Here is a 23,764-nt window from a genome sequence, read left to right as displayed (position 1 = left end):
CCTGAGTCGGACCGGCCCCGTCCCTCAACCACCCCGGGCCAAGGCACCATCACGCTCGTCGCGCAGTTCCCCGCGCCCCTGAGTCGGACCAGTCCCATCCCTCAACCACCCCGGGCCAAGGCACCATCACGCTCGTCGCGCAGTTCCCCGCGCCCCTGAGTCGGACCAGTCCCGTCCCTCACCCACCCCGGGCCAGGCACCATCACGCTCGTCGCGCAGTTCCCCGCGCCCCTGAGTCGGACCGGGCCCGTCCGTCACCCGTCCGGGCCGGTCGCCTCAGCGGTCCACCTTCCCCACGCGATAATCAGTGCATGCCCGCCCCTCTCCCCGTCTCCGAGTCCGTTGCCGAGCCCGTCGGGCGGCTGCTCGGTGATCTGGTGGTGGTGGGTGAGGGCTACTCCCTCGTGCTCGCCGGGAGCTACGCGGTGCTGGCGCACGGGCTGGTGGAGCGGGCCGGGCGGGACGTGGACGTGGCCACCGAGCACCCGGCCGCGACGGAGGTCGTCGCTGACGCCGTCCGGAGCGGGCTGGTCGGACGCGGCTGGCTCGTGCAGACCCTGGAGGCCGGGCCGCTGTCCGCCCAGTTCCTCGTGACCGACGCACCGAGCGGCGCGGAGTGCGAGGTCGCCCTGCGCAAGGAGGTGCTGTGGCGCCCGCCCGTGGCGACGGAGCTCGGGCCGGCGCTCGCCCTCGACGACCTCGTCGGCACCCGGGTGCGGGACCTGGCCGACCGTGGACTCGCACGCGACCTGGTCGACGTGCACGCCGCCTCGGCCCGCTGGAGCCACCCCGAACTCGAGGAGCTGGGCCGCCGCCACGCTCCCGACACGTTCGACCTCACCGACCTCCAGGCCCGGCTGACCGGCATGGACTGGCTCGACGACAGGGCGTTCACCGTCCACGGCATCGACGCCACTTCTGTCGCCGAGCTGCGCCGCTGGGCCCAGGAGTGGGCCGACGACATCGCCGAACGCCTCATCGAGGGTGAGGCCCCGGACGAGGAGTGACCCGCAGCCCTGCACGGCGACCTACCGGTCGGTACCCTGACCCGATGGGGAACGGGGCAGCCGGGCAGGTGGGGGTCGTCGCCGCGCTGGTGCGCACGGCGTTCCTGGTCGACGGTGTGTACGCGGAGGCCGGCCGGGCGTACGGACTGACGCCGCAGCAGGGACAGTTGCTGTGCGTGCTGCTGGACCGGCCGTACGGCATGAGCGAGTTGGGCGAGACGCTCGGGCTGGCGAAGTCGAGTCTGACCGGGCTGGTGGACCGGACGGTACGGCGAGGGCTGGTACGGCGGGAGGCCGACCCGCGCGACGGACGGGCCGTGCGGGTAGGACTCACGGACGAAGGCGCCGCGCTCGCCGGGAAGTTCTACGCCGAGACCTGCCGTCGTGTGGAGGCCCTGCCGTCCGGGCTGAGCGGCGCCGAGCGGGACCGGCTGGCCGTCCTGCTGTCACGGGTCGTGGTGGACAACGAGGTCCCCGAGGTGTTCGCGGAGATCACGAAGGTCCCGTTCTCCGGCGTCGACTAGCGGATCGCGTCGCCGGCCGACCGGCGGACTTCGACCGCCCTGGGCTCCTCCCGCCTCCCCGCGCTCATCAGCAGCAACGTCACTCCCGCCGATGCCACGGCCATCACTGTCATCGCCGTGGCCGGGGAGGCCAGTTGGGCCACCGACCCGGCGAGCGCGGCCGCCACCCCCTGCGTCGTGAGCATCCCCGCCGAGTGCAGCCCCAGGGAGTGGCCCGTGAGCCCGTCGGGAGTGAGGGCCACCAGTCGTTCCTGCTGCACGAGGCTCGCGCCGAACCCCATGGAGGCCAGCGTGACCGCGGCCGCCGCGAGCGGCAGCGCCGGGTGCAGGAGGAACGGCACGTACGGGACGGCCAGGAGCAGCAGGAGCGGGAAGCCCAGGCGGCGGCGAAGGCGCGGTGGGAGCACACGGCCGACCAGCACGTCCCCGGCGAGCATGCCCAGCGCGGCGCAGGCGAAGAGGATGCCGGCGGAGTCGGGGGCGTAGGAGACGTAGAGGGATTCGCAGCCGACGACCAGGCCGTTGGGGATCCACAGGGCCAGATAGACCTGGCGGCGGGGCGGGGAGGACCAGAGCAGCGCGTTGGCGCGCCAGGTCGCCGCCACCGAGGGGCGGCCTGTCGTGCGGGGCGGGCGGCGGGTCAGGCCCAGCCGGACGATGACGGCCGTTACGACGTACAGGGCGGCGGCCGCCAGCAAGGACAACCGTGGGGACAGCAGGACCACCAGGGCACCGCCGGTCGCGTAGCCGGCGATCTGCATCAGGCCGCTCATCATGTTGAACACCGAGCGGCCGAGCAGATAGCCGTCCCTGGAGAGGATCTCGTTGAGCAGGCCCCAGCGCACTCCCCCGCCCACGGACTTCACCAGTCCTTGGGCGAGGACGATCGCGAAGATCCCCCAGAGGGGCAGGCCGGGCAGGGCCAGGGCCGCGGTGGCCGCGGCGAAGAGCAGGGGCATGACCGTCAGGGCCGCGCGCGGGGGCAGCCGGTCGGCGGCGGAGAGCAGGAAGGCCGCGCCCAGGACCTGCACCAGCGACTCGCCGAACATGCTCACCGCGGACAGCAGCGGCGACTCGGTCGCCCGGTAGACGAGGGTGCCCAGGGCGAGTCCGCCCATGGTCTGGGCGACCGTCTGTGCCGAGGCGGCCAGGAAGAACGGACTGAACTCGGGTGTGCGGAACAGATCGCGGTAGCTGCGCATACGCGGAGTCTTCGACGCGCCTGCCGGCCCGGTTACTGTTTCGCGCAGACGCGAAACCTCGCGAAAGGCCTCACGGAGGGGCTCACGGAGAGGCTCGCGGAGGGGGCGGCCGATGGGCTGGTGGCAGATCAACGCCGACACCCTGGCGGGGAGCCGGTTCGTGATCTCGCCGTTCGCCGAGGCCTTCGCGAGTCTGCGGCTGCTGCACGCGGCCGAGGCGGCGCATCCCGGCGAGCGGCGGTGGCTCGACGCGCATCTGCCGGCGTATCGACGGCGGCTGGCGGGTGACCCGGTGACGGCGCAGCTGATCCGCGCCGGGATCGGACGGGAGTGGACGGCGGACTTCCTCTCCCCCGCCCCGCGTGAGGGGGAGACCTTCGAGGAGGGCGTCGCGCGGGTGCGGGCGGCCGACCCGGATGCGGCCCGCGCCGACCTCACCGTCTCCCTGCGCGGCCCGGTCCCGGCCCGGCTGCACCGGGGCGATCTTCCCCAGCGCGCCGCGGACCTTCTGACGTACGTCTGGACGACGTCCGTGCTGCCGTACTGGCCGCAGCGCCGGCGCGTCCTCGAAGCCGATGTGGTCGCTCGGACCGTGCAGGTCAGCCGGGGTGGCTGGGCGAGTGCGCTGGACACGCTGCGGCCGGGGACGCAGTGGCTCGGGGAGAACCGGCTCCAGGTGAACGCCGGCGAATACCCGCCGCGTGAGCTGTCCGGCGCCGAGCTGGTGTTCGTGCCGATCACGACGCAGCGCATCGGCTGGGTCGCCTGGGAGGGCACGGACCGGTACGCGCTGGTCTATCCGTGTGCCGGGGCACTCGCCGACCCCGGCGGCAGGCCCGTGCCCGCGAGCCTCGGCGCGCTGCTCGGCACCGCCCGCGCCGGTGTGCTGGTCCGGCTCGGCTCGCCGCTGAGCACCAGCCAGCTGGTCGCCCTGACGGGGCAGGGCCTCGGCTCGGTGGGGCGGCATCTGCGGGTGCTGCTGGACGCCGGTCTCGTGGAGCGGCGGAGGGCGGGCCGGTCGGTGCTGTACTCGCGGACGGCGGCGGGGCAGGTGCTGGTGGAGGCCACCGAGGCCGGGGACCGGCCCGACACCCGCCGGAGCTAGCATCCGCTCATGACGACTAGCAACGGTTCCTCTCCCCTCGACGTCGAGATCGGTGCGCTGCAGGGCGGCCCGGCCGACCTGTCCCAGTACGCGGGCAAGGCGGTGCTCGTGGTGAACGTCGCCTCCAAGTGCGGCCTGACCCCGCAGTACACGGGCCTCGAGAAGCTCCACGAGCAGTACGCGGCGCGCGGCTTCAGCGTCCTCGGCGTGCCCTGCAACCAGTTCCTCGGGCAGGAGCCCGGCAGCGCCGACGAGATCGCCGAGTTCTGCTCGGCCACGTACGGCGTGACCTTCCCGATGACCGAGAAGGTCGAGGTGAACGGCGAGGGCAGGCATCCGCTGTACGAGCGCCTGACCGGCTTCGCCGACGCCGAGGGCCACAGCGGGGACATCCGCTGGAACTTCGAGAAGTTCCTCATCGGCCGGGACGGCAGCGTCGTGGCCCGCTTCTCGCCGCAGACCGAGCCGGACTCGGCGGAGGTCGTGGCGGCCATCGAGGCCCAGCTGGCCTGACAGGCGACTGTTTGACCTTGCCCCTGGGGCAGGCCCGAGTGTCTTCGTCATCGGGCGGAAGAGCCGCCCGATGACGGAGGATGCCGTGGTGGACGGACCGGAACCGAACCTGGAGCTGCTCACCATCGGGGCGTTCGCCGCGCGCGCCCGTCTGTCGGCGAAGGCCCTGCGGTTGTACGACCGGCTGGGCCTGCTGGCCCCTGCGCACGTCGACGAGGTCACCGGCTACCGCTACTACCGTGCCGACCAGGTCGAACGGGCCCGGCTGGTGGCCATGCTGCGGCAGCTGGACATGCCGCTCGCCCGGATAGCCGAGGTGGTCGGGGCGGGCGACGGGCCCTCGGCGGCCGGGCTGCTCGGCGCCTGGTGGGCGGACGTCGAGGCGCGGGTGGCGGGGCAGCGGACGCTCGCCGAGTACCTCCGTGGACGACTGTCGGGGAGGAGCTCCGAGATGTACGGGAAGTTCACGGTCGAGACGGTTCAGACGCCCGCCCAGGTGGTGATCTCCGAGAAGCGGCACACGCTGGCGGACGAGCTGCCGGCGTGGATCGGGGCGGCGCTGGGCCGGCTGGAGGCGGCGGCGCGGGAGTGCGGGGGCGTGGCCGGAGTGCCGTACGTCGCCTACCACGCCGAGGTCTCGATGGAGAGCGACGGCCCCGCTGAGGCGTGTGTGCCGGTGGCCGACGAGGCGGCGGCCCGGGCATGGGCGGAGCGGCGGGGCCGGGCGTGGGAGACGGCGGTACGGGTGGAGCCGGCGCGGCGCCTGGCGTACACCAGGGTCACCAAGGCGCAGGTGGCGCACCCGCAGATCCTGGCCGCGTTCGAGGCGGTGGAGGAGTGGATGGCGGCGCGGGGGCTGACGGCGACCGGCCCCTGCCGGGAGCTGTACTTCGCCGACTGGGAGGCGTCGGGCCCCGGGGACGCGGTGTGTGACGTGGCGTTCCCGGTGAGCTGATCTCCTGCTCGGGGTTCCGGGCACAAGCGGAGCCCTCTCGGCTAGGACGGCGATGCTGGTCGAGAGGGCTCTGTCGGTGGTGCTTGTGGTGCTGTCGGTCGTGCTTGTGGTGCTGTCGGTCGCGGGGTCAGGCCTTGACCGAGTCCACGAAGGCGTGCCACGCGTCGGCGGGAAACGCGAGCTTGGGGCCCTCGGGGACCTTGGTGTCACCGAGCTCCAAGGCCTCGGCGACGGTCGACCTGACCATCACGCACGCGCCGTTGTTGTTGGTGTAGGAGGAGGTCGTCCACGTCTCCGTGGCGCCCAGACGAATTGCCATGTTCGCTCCGTTGCGAGTTGCGTTTACGCCAACCCGTGCTGGTGGTTGGCGTGATCGACGCTACTCGCCACCCTCCTCGTCCGGCGCAGTCATTCACTCGACCGGATGGCATATTCCAGGGGAGACTTCCAGTCAGGCGTGTCAGGGGGTAGCATCCCGCGCTTTGCCCGACGGAAGGTCATCCTCCGGCTCTGTCTCAGCGCGCGTACTCCTTCGCCACGCGCTCGATGAGCTGCCGGGACTGGTCCACGTTCAGCGACTGGGCGCGCAGGTGCTCGTACATCACCGTGTACTTCTGCACGTCGAGCGGCTTCTCCAGGTACAGGTCGCTGGTGACGCCCTCGATGTAGACCACGCTCGAGTCGGCCGCGTCGGCGAACTCCAGGATCGAGTACTGGCCGTTGATGCCGGCGTGCGCTCCGACCTCGAACGGCAGGACCTGCACGGTGATATGGGGCAGCTGCGACATCTCGATGAGGTGCTCCAGCTGTTCGCGCATCACCGGCCGGCTGCCGACGATGCGGTGCAGGGACGCCTCGTCCAGGACCACCCACAGCCTCAGCGGTTCGGTGTCCGCGGTGATCCGGCCCTGCCGGCGCAGCCGCACCTCCACGCGCTTGTCGTTGTCGGCCTCCGACGCCTCGGGCGAACCGCCGCGGATGATGGCCTCGGCGTACGCGCGGGTCTGCAACAGGCCGGTGATGATCTGGGGTTCGTAGACCCGCAGCGACTCGGCGTCCGTCTCCAGGCCGATGTAGACGCTGTAGGGGATGTCCCCGAAGGCGTGCCACCAGCCCTGCTGCCGGGAGTCCTTGGCCATCTGCATCAGCGAGTCGACGATGCGCTGGTCCTCGACCTCGTAGACCCCGCACAGGTCGCGGACGTCGCGCTGGCTGATGCTGCGCCGGCCGTTCTCCAGCCGGCTGATCTTCGACTGCGACACCAGCAGCCGCTCCGCCACCTCTTCGGCCGTCATGCCCTTGAGCTCACGGAGCCTGCGGAGCTCCTGGCCCAGCCGGCGCCGCCTGACGGTGGGATTGACATTGGACGCCACGGGACGTGCACCTCCGGCTGCGTGCCTCTACTTTGCGTATCTGCTGCTGAGCAGACTGCCACCAAGGTGCTTACTACCGCTGGGAAACGGTGGATATGCGACGGGTACACGCCAGTTCGGGCACGACACGCCGAGCGGGGCGGAGAGAGTGTGCGCTCTCTCCGCCCCGCTCGGACAGCGGCTCCCGTGACCGGGTTCGTGGGTCCCGTGGTGCGTGCCGGTCGTCGGTCTCGCGGGCGCGGCGCGCGGCTCAGTGGGCCACTGCGCGCGCCATGGTTCCGTGGCGCGGTTGCATCGGAACGCCTCGGGCGGGTTCCGTTGCGGGCCTGGTTCCGCCGGCGGCCTGACGGCCGGACGGTGCCGGGCTGCGGCGCGGCTGGGCCGCGACGCCGTTCTGGACGTCCATCACCGCGTGCGCGACGAGACCGCCCATGGGGTCGTGCCGGATCAGGTCCCTGAGCCGGGAGCGAGAGGAACGTCCCTCGTTGCCCGGGTACAGGTGCTTGCCGAGGCCGACCGCGTGAGCGAGGGCGGCGAGTGCCGCGGTCCGCGGGTCCGGCGGTACGCCGGTGCGGATCGCGGAGTCCAGACGGGACCTGATCTCCCGGCTGATCTCGGTGTCCGTCGCCTGGTAGCGAGTCGTCGGCAGCACTCCGCACATCTGGCCGGCCACGGCATGCACCATGCCGCACCGCTCCAGATGCGAGAGGTAGGTCTGGCGCAGCCCCAGTCGCGGCCCGCCAATCCAGTTCACTGCCCGCACGGGAGCGCCACGCCTTCGCAGCAACTCCAACGCGCAGTCCAACGTTGGGTCTCCAGTCGGCCGTGGTGCCACCACGGCGATACGATCCCCGTCTGGGGCTATCCGTCCGGCCAGCGCCAGCTCTACTAGCTGTGCTCCGGCCAGACCGAGGTCGAGCGACTGCGGCTGTGCGGTGGTACCCGTGGTCGGGTCCAACGCCAGCAGCAGAAGCTCCTCCGGAAGTGTTCTGCGGCTCCTGCCCATCCATGCCTCCCCGCGTGGATGAAAGACAGGGTGACCCCTCTCACATTGGTCTGTCGAGGGTGCGTGACCGGTTCGTAGTGGAACCAGTAGGTATGTCGTTCTCGTCTACCGGATGGGTTTGGCCCGCACACAGGACACTGGTACATGGTTCGGACAGCGCCGGGGCGGTGTCACGGGCGGCGGTTCACGGTTCGGTACGCGCACGCGGGCAGCAGCGGCGCGAGGAGGAGGCATCGGTGGCGGGCGAGTCCCCCGACAGGTCGAAGCAGCGCGAGTCGTCGGCACGAAGGACGTCGGGGAGCGCGAGTCCGGTTCCGGAGGCCAGGAGCGAAGCCGCCGACCCGCGGCTCGCGGTGGCCCGGGACACGGAGAAGTCCTCGGCACGAGGCGGCGCCGATACGGCGACCCGCGTGCTGTCCACGCGGACGGCTCAGGAGCCGGAGAACTCCGAGCGGCCCGAGAACGACTCGGACGCGGAGAGCGCTGCGAGTGACTCCGACACGGAGCGCGCTGCGAGTGACTCGGACGCCGAGCGCGCTGCGAGTGGCTCGGACGTGGAGGACGCGGCCGCTGACGCCGGGCGCGCCGCGGGTGCTGCGGACGCGGAGGAGGCCGGGAGCGACTCGGACACCGAGAACGCGACCGCCGATGCCGGGCGGGGTGCGTCCGGGGCCGCCGAGGGGCCCGGGGGCAGTGGCTCCTCCGACGGCGAGGGCAGTGACGGGCGGCTGCGGGATGCCGTGGCCGCGTGGGTCGCGTCGGCGGACGGTGAGAAGGAGACTGCCGCCGAGGCCGACGACGAGGCTCCTGGGGCCGAGCGCGCGGAGAAGGCAGCCAAGCCCGAGGAGACCGACGCGGACGCCCAGAAGGCCGGGAAGGCCGACGCCGACGCCCGGGGCGGGCAGGACGGGGCCGAGGGCTCCGGAGGGGACGCGGGCGTGCCCGCGGGCCCCGACACGGACGACGAGGACGGCAAGGAGGCCGCAGGGGCGGCCCCCGAGGGCTCCAAGGCGGCCCAGGCCCACACCGACGAGCCCGCGGCGGACCGTTCCGTCACCACGGACGACGGGGACGACGCGGACGTCGCGGACACCGCAGAGGCGAACGCGGACGAGCGGGCGGCTGGGTCCACCGACGACACCGCGCCCGAGGCCGCCGACACCGTCACCGACGCCGACACCGAGTCGAAGGCCTCCGGGGCCGACACCGAGTCGAAGGCCTCCGGGGCCGAGGCCGAGTCGAAGGTGGCCGACGGCGACGCCGACGCTGCCGAGCGGGACGGCGACAAGGGCCGCGCACCCGCCGACCCGCGTGTCTCCACCGACGCCGGGGCCGCACCGAAGGCCGCCGAGGCGAAGACCGCCGGGGCCGAGACCGCCACGGATGTCGACGCCGTCAAGGACGACGCCCCGGCCGACGGCACCGCCGAGGACAAGCCCGGCATCGGCAAGACCCCGAAGACCGGCGAAGCCTCCGCAACTCCCGAGGACAAGCCCGGCACCGACAAAACCCCGAAGACCGGCGGGGCCGCCGGCAGCACCGTCGCTGCGGGCGATGCCGGCGACGGCGACGGCGACGGCGCTCCCACCGAGCCCCCCGTCGACCAGCCCACCGCCGTCTTCAAGGTCCTGCGGCCCCCGGTCGATCAGCCCACCACCATGCTGAAGCTCGGGGGCGCGGCCAAGGACCTTCCGAAGTCGGACCTCCCGAAGACGGGTGCTCCGAAGACGGACGGTCCGAAGACGGGTGCTCCGAAGACGGACGGCCCGAAGACGGATGCTGCGAAGACGGACGGGCCGAAGAAGGCCGCTCCGGAGCGGGACGCCGAGCGGACCAGCAAGTTCGTCGCGCTCAAGCCGCTGGACGACCCGGCGGCCAGGAAGCCGGTCGCGCCGGCCGACGCCACCGCGCCCGTCCCCACCGTCGGCCCCGAGCGGACCACGCAGCAGCCGCTGCCGCCCAAGCCGCCGCTGGATCTGCTGGCGGAGCTGACGAACACCCCGCCGCCCCCGGAGACCCCCCTCCGCACGGCGGCCCGGCGGGTGAAGATCTGGACGCCGCTGGTGCTGCTGCTGGTGGTCGTCTTCGCGGTCGTGCAGAGCGTGCGCCCGCTTCCCGCGCCCACCCTGGAACTCACCGCCAAGGACAGCTACACCTTCGAGGGCGGCAAGGTCGACATCCCCTGGCCCGCCGACGGCCAGGCCGCGCTGGACGTCCAGGGCATCGGCACGTTCGGGTCCTCCGGCGAGCAGAAGCCCGTCCCGATCGCGAGTGTCGCCAAGGTCATGACCGCCTACCTCATCCTGCGCGAGCACCCGCTCAAGAGCGGTGAGGACGGCCCGAAGATCCTCATCGACCAGACCGCCCAGGACCAGTCCGACGCCGGCCAGGAGTCCACGGTCGACGTCACCAAGGGCGACCGGATCACCGAGCGGGAGGCCCTGGAGAGCATCCTGATCGCGTCCGCGAACAACATCGCGCGGCTGCTCGCCCGCTGGGACGCGGGGTCCGAGAAGGCGTTCGTGCAGAAGATGAACGACGCCGCCGAGGACATCGGCATGAAGAACACGACGTACACCGACCCGTCGGGCCTGAACAACACGACCGTCTCCACGGCCGTGGACCAGGTGAAGCTCGCCAGGGCCGCGATGCAGCAGCCCGCGTTCCGCGAGGTCGTGGCGATGATGTCGTACGTCGACTACAAGGGCACGAAGCACGACAACTGGAACCGTCTGGTCGGCTCCAACGACGTCACCGGCATCAAGACCGGCACCACCACCTCGGCGCTCGGCAACCTCGTCTTCGCGGCCAAGAAGGACGTCGACGGCGAGACCCACCGGATCATCGGCGCGGTCGTGCGCCAGCCCGCCGGCGGCCCGGACAACACGATCCTGGGCGCCGCGCTGCACGAGGGCGACAAGCTGATCCGGGCCGCCCAGGGCGCGCTGGAGTCGGCGACGATCCTGAAGAAGGGCGACGTCGTCGGGGAGGTCGACGACGGTCTCGGCGGCCGGACGCCGGTCGTCGTCACCAAGGACGTCACGGCAGTCGGCTGGGCGGGCCTGTCCGTCAAGCTGACGTTCGCCGGGGACGACCTGCCGCACACGGCCGAGGCCGGCACGAAGGTGGGCACGCTCACCGTCGGTGACGGCACCACCAGCGCCGTGAAGGTCCCGGTCGCCCTCCAGAAGGACCTGGCGGAGCCGGGCTTCGGGGCCAAGCTCACGCGCATCGGCTGACCCGCCGTACGACCCGCACCACCGCACCCCGCCGGTAACGGCCCGTCCGGGCGCCGCCCGGCGGGGTGCGTGCTAGCGTCCCGAATCGGGACAGGTCGCCGCTCGCTCAGGCGCTGCGGCGGAAGCCGAGAACAGAAGACGGGACACGGGGAGTGCCTTCGAGTGGCCACTGCGGAGCCGACACGCGCAGACGACACCGAACCGGGCTCGGTAGCAGGCCCGCGAATACGCCTGCCCGAAGCACCGGAAGCCAACGCACCGGACGCCACGGCGCGGAACTCCACGGCGCGTGCCGCCACGGCGCCGGACGCCACCGCGCGGGACGCCGACGCGCCGGACGTCACCACGTCTGAGGGCAGCGCGGGCAGCGCGCCCGTAGCCGGCAAGGCGGGGTTCGAGTGGCCCGCCCCCGTACTGGCGCTGCGTGAGCGCATGCTGCGGCACCCGGTCCTGTCCGTCACGGGTCTCGCCGCGGCCCTGCACATCCTCTGGTTCTTCACGTTCGCGAACAGTGGCGGCGATCTGGCCGCGCAGGACGCGTGGGCCGAGTTCGTCGGCCGGCACCCGGACTCGGCGTACAACCTCGCCTGGTACGGCGGGATGCACCCGGTGTCGTACAGCGTGGTGTCGCCGTATCTGATGTCGGTGCTCGGCGTGCGGACGACGATGATGATCGCGGGGACGGTCTCGGCCGGTCTGCTCACCCTGCTCCTGCTGCGCAGCCGGTCCGTCCTCAACCCGCTCTGGGCGTCGCTGGCGGGTGTGTTCGGGCTGTTCTGCAACGCGGTGTCCGGGCGGGTGACGTTCGGTCTCGGCATGATGTTCGCGCTCGGCGCGGTCGCCGTCGTGTTCTGCTGGCCCTACCGGTGGCGCTACAAGCGCTGGGCGAAGGCCCTGAGCGCGGCGCCGCTGGCCGCGCTGGCCACCATGGCGTCGCCGGTCGCGGGCCTGTTCGTGGGCCTGGTGGCGGTGGCGCTGTTCCTGCAGAAGCGGCGGCCGGGCGCGTGGGCGCTGGGCCTTGCGCCGACCGCGGTGGTGGCGGTGTCGGCGTGGCTGTTCCCGTTCTCGGGCACGCAGCCGATGGTGATCGGCTCGGTACTGCTGCCGCTCGCGTTCTCGGTCCTCGCCTACCTGCTGGTGCCGCAGGAGTGGAAGACGGTCCGGCTCACGGCCGCGGTGTACGGCCTCGGGGTCGTGCTGGTGTGGCTGATCAGCTCCCAGATCGGTTCGAACATCACCCGGCTGGCGATGCTGTTCGCCGGGGTCGCGCTGGTCGCCGCGCTCCCGTTCACGGTGCCGCGCAGCCGCAAGTGGTACGCCGCCGTCGTGGCGCTGTGCGGTTTCGGGGTGTGGATCGGCTTCAAAACGGTCGACGACATCGTGCACACGGCCCCGGCGGCGTCCTGGTCGCGTGAGCTCGCGCCGCTCGTCAACGAGTTGCAGCAGGTCGGCGCCGAGAAGGGCCGGGTCGAGGTCGTCCCGGCCCGCTCCCACCGGGAGGCCTCCGCGCTCGCCCCGTACGTCAACCTGGCCCGCGGCTGGAACCGCCAGGCCGACATGGAGCGCAACCCCCTCTTCTACGACGACACCCTCAACTCGGCGAACTACCACGAGTGGCTGAAGCGCTGGGCGGTGCACTACGTCGTGCTGCCCAAGGGCGAGCCGGACGGTGACGGGGGGCAGCGGGAGCGGGCGCTGGTGCAGCGCGGGCTGCCGTATCTGACGCAGATCTGGGGCAACGACACCTGGCAGCTGTTCAAGGTGACCGCGCCGACCCCGCTGGCCGAGCCGAACGCGGTGGTCGACCGGGCCGAGCAGGGCGAGATGATCCTCCAGGTGAAGAAGGCGGGCCGGATCCTGGTGCGCATCCCCTACTCGCCGTGGCTGAGCATCGTCGACGCGGAGGGCAAGAGCCTGAAGCCGCCCCAGGAGACCGAGGAGTCCCGGAACCGTCCCGAGGACGAACCGAAGACGTACGTGAACGTCAACGGCTGTCTGGCGGAGACGGAGGAGGACGCGCAGGGCGACAAGTGGACGGAGCTGCTGGCCCCGAAGGCCGGGACGTACCGTCTGGCGGCGCCGTACCAACTCCCCCGGGGCACGCCCTGTCCGGAGGAGCTGCGCGACGAGCTGCGCTGAAGCCCACGGCTGCCAGACAGATGTGCCCATGAAGCGGGCGCCCACGCAAAGGGGGTTCCTGCCATAAAAGTGGGTAATATCCCGCGCACACCGGCCGGTGGGGGGCCTCACGGCGTGGGTGGTGGGCAACGCGGGCCGTCGGCCGTTCCTGATCACCTCTTCCTCCCTGGCTGCACAGGTGTGCTTCAGGGGGGAGTGGTGGCATGTTCGACCTTTCCGAGAAGAGCCTGTTAGGGCAGCTGAACCCGGAAGACCGGCAGCAGTTGCTGACACTCGGTACCAGACGTCAGTTCGAGGCCGGCGGCGTCCTCACGCGCCAGGGCGAAGCCGCGGACACGGTCTACGTCCTATTGGACGGCTTTGCGAAGGTGACCGCGATCAGCGAGGAGGGGCACCTGGTCTTTCTCGCCGTACGGTCTCAGGGGGAGCTCGTCGGCGAGGTCGGCGTCCTGGACGGCAGCCCTCGTCCGACCACGGTGACGGCGACCGGAGCGGTTGTGGCGCTGGGCGTCGGCGGCCCCCTGTTCCTGGGCTTCCTCGCCCGGCGTCCTTCCGCAGCAACCATGGTCACTCGGAGCGTGACCGAGAAGCTCAGGTTCTCGATCCAGCGACGACTGGAGGACGTCGGCTCCGTCCGCGCGCGTCTCGCCAGGGTCCTGCTCGACCTCGGCGCGCGCTGGGGCCGGCCGGGACCACGAGGGACGGAGATCGCGGTCGGACTGAACCAGGGCGAAATAGCGGGGTTGGTGGGAGCAACGGAGCGCTCGGTGAACGAGGCACTCGCGGACTTCAGGTCGCTGGGAACCCTGTCCATCGGTTACCGGCGCGTGGTGATCCACGACTGGAGCGGTCTGCGCAAGGCGGCGGGCAGCACACCCTGAATCCCGCACACCGAAGGTTTTTGGTCAAATCCCGCAGTAGGACGGGGAGTCGGCGACCCAACCGTTCTTTGATGGACAACCCACCGTTTGTAGCACCCTTGACCCTATTCGCCCCGAACGGAACCGTCGGCATCTGCTCCCGTGGTGGATGCGGCCACGCACGTCTTCGCACGGCCAGGGGGGAGAACCATGGAGCACCACGTCAGTACCTCGGCACAGGTTCAGATCACGCAGGATGGCACCACGACGGTGAGGCTGCACGGCCTGGCTCCGCGCACACCCTTCCGGTTCTGTCTGGTCGACAAGCGCGGACGGGGAGTCGCCGAGTCTCCGGAGTCGCTCACGGACGAGAACGGGGTGGCGGCGGGTGTGCTGCCCTGGACGGTCGACTGGTCGAAGCTGCGCTGTGTCGTGCTACTGCCGCTCACCAGCAGCACGATCGAACTGCCGGAGCCCGCCCATGCCGATCGGCACCGGCCGACGTACACCGATGAGCGACGTACCTTCACGGGCCTGATGCGTCGCGGCCTGAAGGAAAGTGGCCTGGAGCAGGCTCTGAGCCGCGCGCTCGCACGAACGCCCCGTTCAGGACTGCCGGCCCCCCTGCGCAATGCGGTGGAGGAAGCCCGCGGCTACGGGCCCGGTCGAGTGCTGGTGATTCAGGAACGCGCCAAGGACCAACCCGTTTTCGCCGTGTACCACCAAGCCCCGCATCAGCGTCCCCAGCTCGTCGAGCAGGTGTCGGCAAGCGCTGCCGGGCCCTGGCAGGGAACGTCTGTCGCCTCTTGGCCGGCAGCCGGGTCGGCCGATACGCGCGCCTGGGAAATCAGCTGACACTACCTGTGAGGAGGAAGTGGCCGTCATGGCATTCAGCGACGTGCTGGACATGTTGGACGACTGGTTCGACGACGCGATCGACTGGGTCTCGGAACGGATCGAAGAGATGCTGGTGGCGACATTCGCCGCGCTGGGTTCGGCAGCCGCCTGGGTGGTCAACGCCGTCGGACGGTATTTCAAGGGCGTTCTCGACTGGTTGTCCGGCTTCTCATGGGTCCGCACCGGGGCCAGGAGGCTGATCCTCTGGCTCAAGGGCGACGAAGCTACGGCATTCGATCTCTCCGACTACCAGATCCAGGAGCTGAAGACCCTCGATCAGCTGAAGAGCATGCCACCCACGGCGAAGCGGACCGTGACGCTGACCGACACCGAGCGTCAGGCGTTCAGCCAGACAGGTCTGAACGCCGGAAAGCTGTACGTCGTCGATCACCGCTGAACCGCCGGTGACGGCGCGCAGCAGAAGAGCCGGGGGAAGTCATGCGGATCGTCTCGTTGTTCCCGCCCGAGTTGTCGGGGTCACTGGCCGAGCAGATCAAGGAAATGCTTTCGGAGAAACTGCTGGAGGAGGCAGTCCGACTGGTACTGGCACCGTCGTGGCCGGAGATCGAGGGTCTGGCGCACGGCGCGTCTCATCTGGCCTTTCTGGAGTCCGAGAGCCGGTTCGCCGAGAGGACCTCGCAGGTTCGCGCCTTCGCGGTCTCCGGGTATCGCGACCAGGAGCAGGGTGAGCAGGTTCTCGCCCAGCTCCAAGAGGTGCCGATTCGTCTGCCCGTGAAGGTGCCGCTGCTGCACGTCCACCTCGACGGTGGAAACCCGGGGGCGCACGACGACCGTCTCGGTTCCGCCCCGGACCGGCGCAACAGCAAATCCGCGTCGCTCTACCAGCTGGTCCGTCCCAGGGCCGGACTGGACGATTTGATCCTCCCGGAGGCGACCAAACGCCGGCTCCTGCGCAATGTCACCGCGCTCCGCCATCGCGACATCCTGCTGGACTGGGGTTTTGGCGACATTCCCGGCTACGAGAACCGCTTGGGAAGTTCCCTGAACTTCGTCGGCCCCTCCGGGACCGGGAAGTCCCTGGCGGCCAGGGCCGTCGCACACGAGCTGGGCCGCCCCCTGCTGGTGGTGGACTACGCACAGCTCGAATCGGCCTATGTGGGCGAGACGTCCAAGAACATCAAGGCCGTCTTCGACACCGCCACGGAGCAGCAGGCCGTCCTCTTCTTCGACGAAGCGGATTCCTTCCTCGGCGCAAGGGTGCAAGAGGTCCGCCAGTCGTACGACACCGCGGTGAACAGCACCCGGGCGGTCATGCTCATGCGACTTCAGGAGTTCGACGGCGTGGTGCTCTTCGCCACCAACCTACCCTCGAACTATGACCAGGCCTTCTATCGCCGCATCCTCGATCACGTCGAGTTCCCGCTCCCGGACGAGCGGTCCCGCGCCCGCATCCTCGCCCTGCACACTCCTGCGCGCCTGCCCGGGAAGGAGTTCTTGGACTTCACCGCACTGGCCGCGTGCAGCGAAGGGTTGAGCGGCGGCGACCTGGCCAACGTGATGTACCTGGCGTCCCTGCGTCTGCTGGAGCGCATCAGCCGCGAAGACGAACAGGCCGTGCTGGCGCAGACGGACGTCATCGAGGCGGTGGATGACGTCCGCAACGGCAAGAGCTTGATGAGCGAGGGGCGGCAGCCGACCGGGCGACTGCGCGAGATCACTGACCAGGACCTCGGCCCTGCCCTGGGTTCCCCGGAGGGCGGATGACGTCCGGAGACCGCGGGACTCACCGCAGCTCGGCCACGTAGCGGTCCGTGCCCGGCACCGTCGGGATGAACGGCGCCACCAGTTCCACTCTGCCGAGGCCCGATTCCGTCACCGCCTGGTCGAGGCCGGTGAAACAGGGGTCCCAGCACTCCCTCGGGTCGGTCTGGAGGAACCACAGGAGCGTCAGGCGCGTGTCGACGCCCTCGACCTGTTTGACGTAGGTCATGCGGTCTCCGGGCAGGGGGGTCGGGCGGAAGACCGTCACCAGTGCGGCCGGGGAGTCCGCCAGTCGCTTGGGAAGGTGGCGGGTGCGCAGCCACTGGAGGAGCGGGGCGCGTTGCTCGGGGGTGTCCGCCTCGACGACCTGGAGGACCAGGCCCGCGTAGGGGTGGTCGAGGGCGTGGACGTCGCGGGGGCCGGCCGCTCCGTCGCGGTACACACTCGCCTCGTGGTCCTGGAACGCCGTGAGGACGTGCGTGCGGTCGTGGTAGACGCGGGCGTCCCGGTTGAGGCGCTTGTTGACGGCGACCGTCCAGCGCATGTGGTCGTCGTAGCGGCCGGCCGTGATCCAGTACGTGGAGAGGTAGCAGCCGGCGGTGACGGGCTGGGCGATCGCCGACTTCTCGGGGTAGCGCAGGAGCTGGAGGTCACGGGTCGCGACCCAGCGGCGGCCCGCCTGCATCCAGGGCATGGCCATCGCGCCGGCGTAGTAGTGGTCGTCCTCGTACCAGCGGTTGTAGGCGTACTCGTGGCCGGGGTGCGGCTCGACCATGGTGATGAGGGCGTGCCCGGGGTGGGTGCCGTAGGGGCCGACGGCGGCCAGTTCGGCGTACAGCTCGCTGCGGGTGTCCTCGCTCATGGCCTTCCCCTTCGTCGGTGACTGACCCATACTCTGACGCTCCGTCAGATATAGCGCCAGGGTTCCGGTCCGGGGAGGTCCTGCCATGTCACTGCTCGCGGGGAAGACGGTCGTCGTGTCGGGGGTCGGGGCCGGTCTCGGGCGGCAGGTCGCGGCGGCGGTCGTGCGGGACGGCGGGCGGGCCGTGCTCGGGGCCCGCACGGAGGCGAGCCTGGCGAAGACGGCCGCCGAGGTCGACCCCGGCGGGACGCGCACCGCGTACCGGGTCACGGACATCTCCGACGAGGCACAGTGCGAGGCGCTGGCCCGGCTGGCGCGGGAGCGGTTCGGCGGGATCGACGCGGTCGTGCACGTGGCCGCGCTGGACGGCTACTTCGGCGGGCTGGAGGACGCCGACTTCGAGTCCTGGCGGTCCGTTCTCGACGTGAACCTGCTGGGCACCCTGCGGATGACGCGGGCCTGTCTGCCGTCGCTCAAACAGGGCGGCGGATCCGTGGTGTTCGTCGGGACGCAGTCGGCGGTGGCCGCGCCCTCGCAGGTGCGGCAGGCGGCGTACGCGGCGTCGAAGGGGGCGCTGACGAGTGCGATGTACTCGCTCGCCCGGGAGCTCGGGCCGCACCGGATCCGGGTCAACACCGTACTGCCGGGCTGGATGTGGGGCCCGCCGGTGCGGGCGTACGTGCAGTTCGCGGCCCGGTCGGAGGGTGTGTCGGAGGCGGCGGTGCTGGGCAGGCTGACGGACCGGATGGCACTGCCGGAGCTGGCCACGGACGGGGACGTGGCGGACGCGGCGGTGTTCCTGGCGTCGGACCGGGCCCGGGCGATCACGGGGCAGTCGCTGCTGGTGAACGCGGGCGAGCTGATGCGCTGAGGTCCATTTCCAGCCACACACTCGTATTCAAGTACATGAACTGAAGTCATCTCACCGAACTATTTTACGTTCTCTTGACCTTCCCCTTGCTTGCCGTGCGCACGTCACCGAACCCAGAGTTCACATGCCTGACCCTGGCGGCAGCACCGTGGAAGGGGATTCATGAACGGTCTCGACTGGGCCGTGCTCGTCGGCTACTTCGCCGTGATGGTCGCGATCGGCGTCTGGTCGCACAAACGCGTCGACAACGTCAGCGACTTCTTCACCGCCGGCGGCAAGATGCCCTGGTGGCTGTCCGGCATCTCGCACCACATGTCGGGCTACAGCGCGGTGATGTTCACCGGGTACGCGGGCATCGCCTACACCTACGGCGTCACGTCCTTCGTCACCTGGTCCTTCCCCATCGCCCTCGGTATCGCCATCGGGTCGAAGCTGTTCGCCCCGCGCATCAACCGGCTGCGCTCCCGGCTCCATGTGGCCTCCCCGCTGGAGTACCTGAAGAACCGCTACGACCTGAAGACGCAGCAGGCACTGGCCTGGTCGGGCATGCTGCTGAAGATCGTGGACGTGGGCGCGAAGTGGGCGGCTATCGCCACGCTGCTGTCCGTCTTCACCGGAATCTCCCTCAACCAGGGCATTCTCATCACCGGCGGGATCACCGCGATCTACTGCACGATCGGCGGCCTCTGGGCGGACGCGCTGACCGAACTCGGCCAGTTCGTCATCCAGTTGCTGGCCGGCATCGCGATGTTCGTGGCGGTCTTCGTCCGGCTCGACGACCACGGCGGCTTCTTCGGGGTCTGGGACTCGCCGGAGCTCCAAGGCCACGGGAAACCGCTGGTCGGGCCGTACGGCACGGTGTTCCTGCTCGCGTTCCTCTTCATCAAGCTCTTCGAGTACAACGGCGGCATGCTCAACCAGGCGCAGCGCTACATGGCCACGCCGAACGCCAAGGAGGCCGAGCGGTCGGCCCGCCTCTCGGCGATCCTCTGGCTGGTCTGGCCGCTGGTGCTGTTCTTCCCCATGTGGATGTCGCCGCTGCTGGTCGAGTCGCAGAAGCAGGACGGCTCGGACTCCTACGCCCTGATGACCGAACAGCTCCTGCCGCACGGTCTGCTGGGCCTGGTCATCGTCGGCTTCTTCTCCCACACGATGGCCATGTGCTCCTCGGACGCCAACGCCATCGCGGCCGTCTTCACCCGGGACTGCGCGCCGGTGATCTGGGCGCGGGCCCGGGCCTGGAACCAGAGCCAGGGTCTGCGGGTCGCCCGGGTCGCCACGGTCGTCTTCCTCGGCCTGTCCATGGCGGCGGCGACGCAGGTCAATTCCCCCGCGTTCAAGGACATCATCACGGTGGTCATCAAGTGGGTGGCCGGCCTGATGGGCCCGATGGCGATCCCGATGATGCTGGGCCTGCTGCGCGCGTTCCGCCGCTCCGGCCCCACCGCGGCCCTGGTCAGCTGGTCGATGGGCCTGCTGGCGTTCTGGCTGGTGAACTACCCGATCCACTGGAACGTCGAGGGCGGCGTGCCGCTCCAGTACCAGGTGTCGATCCCGCTGGCGGTCTCTCTGGTCCTCTACATCGTCGTCGGCTACATCAAGCCGGAGGACACCCCGGAGCGGCTGGCGATCATCGAGCGGATCAACACGGACGGGGACGGGACGGCGGCCGCGGCGGTCCCGACGCCGGCCGGACCGGCGGACGACGTGGTGCGCACCGCCGAGAGGTGAATCTCCGGCCGCCCACGCCGGGCGGCGCCTGCCCAAGGGGAAAGGGCGCCGCCCGGCACGACCGCACACGAGCGGGAGGTGTGTCCGTCAGGTCACCCGGCGGCGGATCCACCAGGCGCAGAACCCGGCCAGGGCCAGGGCGAGGCCGAGGTGGAGCCCGGTCTCGGCCCATTGCAGGGCCCAGAAATTGCCGGCGGGCTGGTACGTCACCTGCTGCTGGTAGCCCAGGGCGCCGAGGTCGGTGATGCAGCGTTCGAATTGCTGCAGGGTGGGCGGGCCCGACTCGGTGTGCAGGCAGTCGGGGAAGGACGACGGCACGGGGGCAGGCTGACCGGCGGCGTTCAGCGTCTGCTGGGAGGTGACCCAGGCCCCGGGCACCTCGTCGAGATGCGCGATGATCTGCCCTGCCTCGTCCTGGACGCTGATGGGGGCGCCGTCGGCCTCGATCGGCACGGTGGTCCGGTCCGGCGCGGCCAGGTGGGGCCGGATCCACATCGGCACCACGACCTGGACGGCGACGTACAGGGCGAACGTGGTGGCCATCGCGGGCAGGGTACGGCGGATGACCAGGCCGAGGGCGACGCCCAGGGCGAAGGCGAAAGCGGCATGGGCCATGGGGACGACACCCCGTGCGGCGAAGGCCACGGGGTCGAGCCGCGGGAAGTACGTGTCCGTCGCCCCGCCGCCGTTGACAGCCCGGTCGATGGGGCTGCTCCACCAGCTCACCGCGAGGCTGGTCAGTCCGGCAGCGGTCATGGAGGCCGCCGCACCGAGGCCCAGCTTGGTCGTCAGCCAGCGTATGCGGGTGACGCCCTGGTTCCACGCGAGGTAGTGGGTGCCGGTCTCCAGTTCACGGGAGATCAGAGGGGCGCCCCAGAACATCCCGATGACCGCCGGCACGGCGAGCACGACCAGCAGTCCGGTGTAGTAGAGGCTCTGGTCCGCACTGGAGACCTGGTCCACCAGGCCGCTGCCGGCCGTCCGGTGGAGGTCGGCCAGCCGCGGGCCGGTGACCGCGAGGACGGCGGCGAGGGCGGCCACGGCGGCGAAGACCACGGCGGCCTGGGTGCGGAACTGACGCCAGGTCAGCCAGATCATCGGAGTACCTCCAGTGCGGGCCGGGTGTCACGCACCGCATCGGCGGGCCGGGTCATGTAGGCCAGGACGATGTCTTCCAGACCGAGTGGGCTGACGGTCCAGGACGGATCGTGGACCGCTGTGTCGGTGCGCACCAGGAGGGTGGTCTGCCGGTCGGTGTGGCTGGCGGTGATGACGTGCTGACCTGCCGGGAGCGTGTCCGGGTCCCGGCGCGGGCCGGTGAGCCGGTGGTGGCAGGCGACCAGGTCGTCGATGTCCCCGGCCACCTGCACCCGGGAATCGACCAGGACGATGATGTAGTCGCAGGTCCGCTCCACGTCGGCGACCAGGTGGGAGGAGAGCACGACACTCAGCTCGTGTTCGGCGACGGCCTCCATCAGGTCCTGCATGAACTCCCGTCGGGCGAGCGGGTCCAGGGCGGCGACCGGCTCGTCGAGGATGAGCAGCTCCGGGCGTTTGGCGATGCCCAGGGTGAGCGCGAGCTGCGCGCGCTGGCCGCCGGACAGCTTGCCCGCCCGCTGCTTGGGGTCCAGACCGAGGCGACGGATGCGGTCGCGCGCCACGGGGTCGTCCCAGGTCGGGTTGAGGCGCTTGCCGAAGTCGAGGTGGTCGGCGACGCTCAGCGCGGAGTAAGTGGGGGTGTCCTGGGCGACGAAGCCGACCTTGGCCAGCTGTTCCACCCCCGCAGCGGGACGGCCACCGCACACCTCGATGGTGCCGGCCGTCGGCGTCAGCATCCCGGACGCCAGCTTCAACAGGGTGGACTTGCCGGCGCCGTTGGGGCCGACCAGGCCCACCACCCGGCCGGCGGGGACGTCCAGGTCGCAGTTCTGCAGCGCCCAGCGCTGCTTGTACCTCTTGCCCAGGCCCTGGGCTCGTAAGACAGCACTCACGCTACGTCCTCTCCGGCGGCGTCACGAAACGTGGTCATGAACAGCGCCTCGATGCTCTCGTCGTCGAGCCCGGCCAGGCGGGCCTTGGTCAGCCAGCGCTGGAGGTCCTTGCGCAGCGGTCCGTGCGCGGCGAGCGTGCCGTCGGCCAGCGTCCGGGTCACGAACGTCCCGACACCGGGGCGGGCGGCCACCAGGCCGTCGTGCTCCAGCTCCCGGTACGCCTTGAGCACCGTGTTCGGGTTGACGGCCATCTGCTTCGCCACGTCCTTGACCGTCGGCAGCCGGTCCCCCTCCTCCAGCAGCCCCAGGCGCAATGCGTGCCGTACCTGCTGGACCAGTTGCTGGTACGGGGACAGGCCGGACCGGCTGTTCAGGTGGAACTCAATCACCAGTTCCTCCATTTATCTAGTTGGCTAGCACTATAGCTCTATACGTCGGCCATGCGGCAAGGCGCGCGTGGCGCTCGGGTGCCGGGAAGCGACGGCCGGCAGACACGGGTCACCGGGGTCGCGAGGTGATGGCGGGGATGACGTTCGTCGTCGCCGAGCCCGGGCTGTGTGGTGGTGTGCCGTCCGGCGTCGTGTCGCGAGGCGCGGCGGGAGCGTTTCAGGCCCGCGGATAGCGGGCGAGCCAGCCGGGGGACGAGCCGCCCGGGCCGTGCAGGGCCGGGCCCTGGGTCATCTCCATCGCGAAGTCGTCGGCCAGCTCCAGCATCGTGGGACGGCCTTCCAGCTCGGCCAGCCAGGCCGGGGGGAGGGCCGTCTCGCCGTGCAGGGCCCCCAGCAGGCCGCCGGTCAGCGCGGCGGTGGCGGCGGACGGGCCGTCGTGGTTGACGGCGAGACACAGCCCGTGCCGGACGTCGGCGGCGACGAGGGCGCAGTACACGGCGGCGCCGACGAGGCTCTCCGCCGTACCGGCCCCGCACAGCTCGGTCACTCGCTCCGGGCCCGGCATGCCCTGACGTACGGCGCCCAGCGCATGCTGCAGCGCGTCCGACACCGGCTGGTGCCCCGGCCAGACGGCCAGCAGCCCGAGGGTTCGCTGCACGGCGGAGTCGAGGCTCTCGCCCAGTGCCAGCGCATGCACGATCACGGCGTACGCGCCCGCTGCGAGGCAGGCCGTGGGATGGCCGTGGGTCTGCGCGGCGCACTCGACGGCGAGCTGGGCGACCAGCTGCGGCTCCCAGCCCACGAGCAGCCCGAACGGGGCCGACCGGGCGGCTGCCTCGGGCCCGGCCTCGCCGGGGTTCTTCGGCGCGTCGGGCGTTCCCATGGTCTCGTCGCCGAGCCCCAGCAGCAGGGTGCGGCTCGGGTCCCGCCGCGCGTACAGCCACTCCTCGCGCGCCAGCCACCCGTCTTCCTTGCGGCGCTCGTCGGGCCCCCAGTCGCGCTGGGTGGCGGCCCAGCGCAGATACGCCCGGTGCAGGTCGGTGGGCGGGTGCCAGGCGCCGGTGTCCCGTCTGACCTGGGCCCGGATCAGCCCGTCGACGGAGAACAGGGTGAGCTGGGTGAGGTGCGTGACGGCGCCGCGTCTGCCGTAGGCGGGGGCCAGGTCCACCAGGCCCTCCGCCCCGTGCGCCTCCCGGATCGCCTGCACGCTCAGCCCGTCGACGGGCGTACCGAGGGCGTCCCCCACGGCCACGCCGAGCAGGGTCCCCCGCACCCGGCTGCGGAAGTCCTGCTGCTCCGTACGGCCCCAGACGGCGCCGGCAGTCGCACCCACCTCGACCTCCCTGGGACCGTCCACACGTACGACGCCCTGCACTGT

General features: G+C 71.0%; 22 protein-coding genes. 13 read left to right on the top strand and 9 right to left on the bottom strand.

What is annotated here, in order from left to right:
* The first annotated feature begins 311 nt into the window (after window positions 1-311).
* Entirely contained in the window at window positions 312-1,007 is a 696-nt protein-coding gene (locus ACFY5B_RS32825; RefSeq protein ID WP_389976641.1) for a hypothetical protein, read from the top strand.
* Window positions 1,008-1,051: 44 nt separating this feature from the next.
* Complete coding sequence (locus ACFY5B_RS32820; RefSeq protein ID WP_389976638.1) at window positions 1,052-1,531, top strand: MarR family winged helix-turn-helix transcriptional regulator; 480 nt, start codon at window positions 1,052-1,054, stop codon at window positions 1,529-1,531.
* Here the strand turns inward: ACFY5B_RS32820 and ACFY5B_RS32815 are convergent.
* Window positions 1,528-2,733: an MFS transporter gene (locus tag ACFY5B_RS32815; RefSeq protein WP_389976635.1), complete on the bottom strand. Its 1,206-nt coding sequence runs from the start codon at window positions 2,731-2,733 to the stop codon at window positions 1,528-1,530. The two genes, ACFY5B_RS32820 and ACFY5B_RS32815, sit on opposite strands and share 4 nt — an antisense overlap.
* Before the next feature lie 112 nt (window positions 2,734-2,845).
* Between ACFY5B_RS32815 and ACFY5B_RS32810 the strand changes: the two genes are divergently transcribed.
* From ACFY5B_RS32810 to ACFY5B_RS32800, 3 genes are all read left to right on the top strand, one after another.
* Window positions 2,846-3,838 carry an ArsR/SmtB family transcription factor gene (locus tag ACFY5B_RS32810; protein ID WP_389976632.1) on the top strand — a complete coding sequence of 331 codons (993 nt, stop codon included), beginning with the start codon at window positions 2,846-2,848 and terminating at the stop codon, window positions 3,836-3,838.
* A gap of 9 nt (window positions 3,839-3,847) precedes the next feature.
* Window positions 3,848-4,351: a glutathione peroxidase gene (locus ACFY5B_RS32805; RefSeq protein ID WP_389976629.1), complete on the top strand. Its 504-nt coding sequence runs from the start codon at window positions 3,848-3,850 to the stop codon at window positions 4,349-4,351.
* Window positions 4,352-4,421: 70 nt separating this feature from the next.
* Window positions 4,422-5,306, top strand: coding sequence for a MerR family transcriptional regulator (locus ACFY5B_RS32800; protein ID WP_389976626.1), 885 nt, complete (start codon window positions 4,422-4,424; stop codon window positions 5,304-5,306).
* A 127-nt stretch (window positions 5,307-5,433) separates the two neighbouring features.
* Here the strand turns inward: ACFY5B_RS32800 and ACFY5B_RS32795 are convergent, their stop codons facing one another.
* From ACFY5B_RS32795 to ACFY5B_RS32785, 3 genes are all read right to left on the bottom strand, one after another.
* The gene (locus ACFY5B_RS32795) at window positions 5,434-5,625 is read right to left on the bottom strand and encodes a DUF397 domain-containing protein (RefSeq protein ID WP_389976623.1); all 192 of its coding nucleotides are present in this window, start codon (window positions 5,623-5,625) and stop codon (window positions 5,434-5,436) included.
* Window positions 5,626-5,821: 196 nt separating this feature from the next.
* Window positions 5,822-6,679, bottom strand: a complete 858-nt coding sequence (locus ACFY5B_RS32790; protein WP_107456956.1) for a helix-turn-helix transcriptional regulator — start codon at window positions 6,677-6,679, stop codon at window positions 5,822-5,824.
* Between the two features lie 250 nt (window positions 6,680-6,929).
* Window positions 6,930-7,685 (bottom strand): GPP34 family phosphoprotein, encoded by a 756-nt coding sequence (locus tag ACFY5B_RS32785; protein ID WP_389976620.1) that lies wholly within the window; start codon window positions 7,683-7,685, stop codon window positions 6,930-6,932.
* Between the two features lie 236 nt (window positions 7,686-7,921).
* Here ACFY5B_RS32785 and ACFY5B_RS32780 point away from each other — a divergent pair, with 236 nt between their 5' ends.
* From ACFY5B_RS32780 to ACFY5B_RS32755, 6 genes are all read left to right on the top strand, one after another.
* Complete coding sequence (locus tag ACFY5B_RS32780; RefSeq protein WP_389976617.1) at window positions 7,922-10,924, top strand: D-alanyl-D-alanine carboxypeptidase; 3,003 nt, start codon at window positions 7,922-7,924, stop codon at window positions 10,922-10,924.
* A gap of 162 nt (window positions 10,925-11,086) precedes the next feature.
* Entirely contained in the window at window positions 11,087-13,063 is a 1,977-nt protein-coding gene (locus ACFY5B_RS32775; RefSeq protein WP_389976616.1) for an MFS transporter, read from the top strand.
* Between the two features lie 203 nt (window positions 13,064-13,266).
* A complete protein-coding gene (locus tag ACFY5B_RS32770) occupies window positions 13,267-13,944 on the top strand; it encodes a Crp/Fnr family transcriptional regulator (protein ID WP_389976614.1) in 678 nt (225 codons plus the stop codon).
* Window positions 13,945-14,133: 189 nt separating this feature from the next.
* The gene (locus ACFY5B_RS32765; RefSeq protein ID WP_389976612.1) at window positions 14,134-14,778 is read left to right on the top strand and encodes a hypothetical protein; all 645 of its coding nucleotides are present in this window, start codon (window positions 14,134-14,136) and stop codon (window positions 14,776-14,778) included.
* Window positions 14,779-14,806: 28 nt separating this feature from the next.
* Window positions 14,807-15,217 (top strand): hypothetical protein, encoded by a 411-nt coding sequence (locus tag ACFY5B_RS32760; RefSeq protein ID WP_389976610.1) that lies wholly within the window; start codon window positions 14,807-14,809, stop codon window positions 15,215-15,217.
* Between the two features lie 41 nt (window positions 15,218-15,258).
* Window positions 15,259-16,545 (top strand): ATP-binding protein, encoded by a 1,287-nt coding sequence (locus ACFY5B_RS32755; RefSeq protein WP_389976608.1) that lies wholly within the window; start codon window positions 15,259-15,261, stop codon window positions 16,543-16,545.
* 19 nt (window positions 16,546-16,564) lie between these two features.
* On the opposite strand, the gene ACFY5B_RS32750 is transcribed toward ACFY5B_RS32755, so the two are convergent.
* Complete coding sequence (locus ACFY5B_RS32750; RefSeq protein ID WP_389976606.1) at window positions 16,565-17,404, bottom strand: hypothetical protein; 840 nt, start codon at window positions 17,402-17,404, stop codon at window positions 16,565-16,567.
* Between the two features lie 85 nt (window positions 17,405-17,489).
* Here ACFY5B_RS32750 and ACFY5B_RS32745 point away from each other — a divergent pair, with 85 nt between their 5' ends.
* Window positions 17,490-18,275 (top strand): SDR family oxidoreductase, encoded by a 786-nt coding sequence (locus tag ACFY5B_RS32745; protein WP_389976603.1) that lies wholly within the window; start codon window positions 17,490-17,492, stop codon window positions 18,273-18,275.
* A 162-nt stretch (window positions 18,276-18,437) separates the two neighbouring features.
* The gene (locus ACFY5B_RS32740) at window positions 18,438-20,006 is read left to right on the top strand and encodes a sodium:solute symporter family protein (RefSeq protein ID WP_389976600.1); all 1,569 of its coding nucleotides are present in this window, start codon (window positions 18,438-18,440) and stop codon (window positions 20,004-20,006) included.
* Window positions 20,007-20,093: 87 nt separating this feature from the next.
* On the opposite strand, the gene ACFY5B_RS32735 is transcribed toward ACFY5B_RS32740, so the two are convergent.
* The 4 genes from ACFY5B_RS32735 to ACFY5B_RS32720 all read right to left on the bottom strand — a co-directional run bounded on the left by ACFY5B_RS32735 (window position 20,094) and on the right by ACFY5B_RS32720 (window position 23,719).
* Window positions 20,094-21,104, bottom strand: coding sequence for a transporter (locus ACFY5B_RS32735; protein WP_389976597.1), 1,011 nt, complete (start codon window positions 21,102-21,104; stop codon window positions 20,094-20,096).
* Window positions 21,101-21,997: an ABC transporter ATP-binding protein gene (locus ACFY5B_RS32730; protein ID WP_389976594.1), complete on the bottom strand. Its 897-nt coding sequence runs from the start codon at window positions 21,995-21,997 to the stop codon at window positions 21,101-21,103. Before ACFY5B_RS32730 ends, ACFY5B_RS32735 begins: the two co-directional genes overlap by 4 nt.
* Complete coding sequence (locus ACFY5B_RS32725; RefSeq protein WP_389976591.1) at window positions 21,994-22,398, bottom strand: GntR family transcriptional regulator; 405 nt, start codon at window positions 22,396-22,398, stop codon at window positions 21,994-21,996. The genes ACFY5B_RS32730 and ACFY5B_RS32725 overlap by 4 nt, the downstream gene beginning before the upstream one ends.
* 205 nt (window positions 22,399-22,603) lie before the next feature.
* Window positions 22,604-23,719, bottom strand: coding sequence for an ADP-ribosylglycohydrolase family protein (locus tag ACFY5B_RS32720; RefSeq protein WP_389976588.1), 1,116 nt, complete (start codon window positions 23,717-23,719; stop codon window positions 22,604-22,606).
* Between the last annotated feature and the right edge of the window lie 45 nt (window positions 23,720-23,764).

It is taken from the genome of Streptomyces sp. NPDC013187, from assembly GCF_042899705.1.
Lineage (GTDB): Bacteria > Actinomycetota > Actinomycetes > Streptomycetales > Streptomycetaceae > Streptomyces > Streptomyces hawaiiensis_A.
Note: the sequence above shows the minus strand (reverse complement) of the source record. Positions and strands in the feature narration are given on the sequence as shown.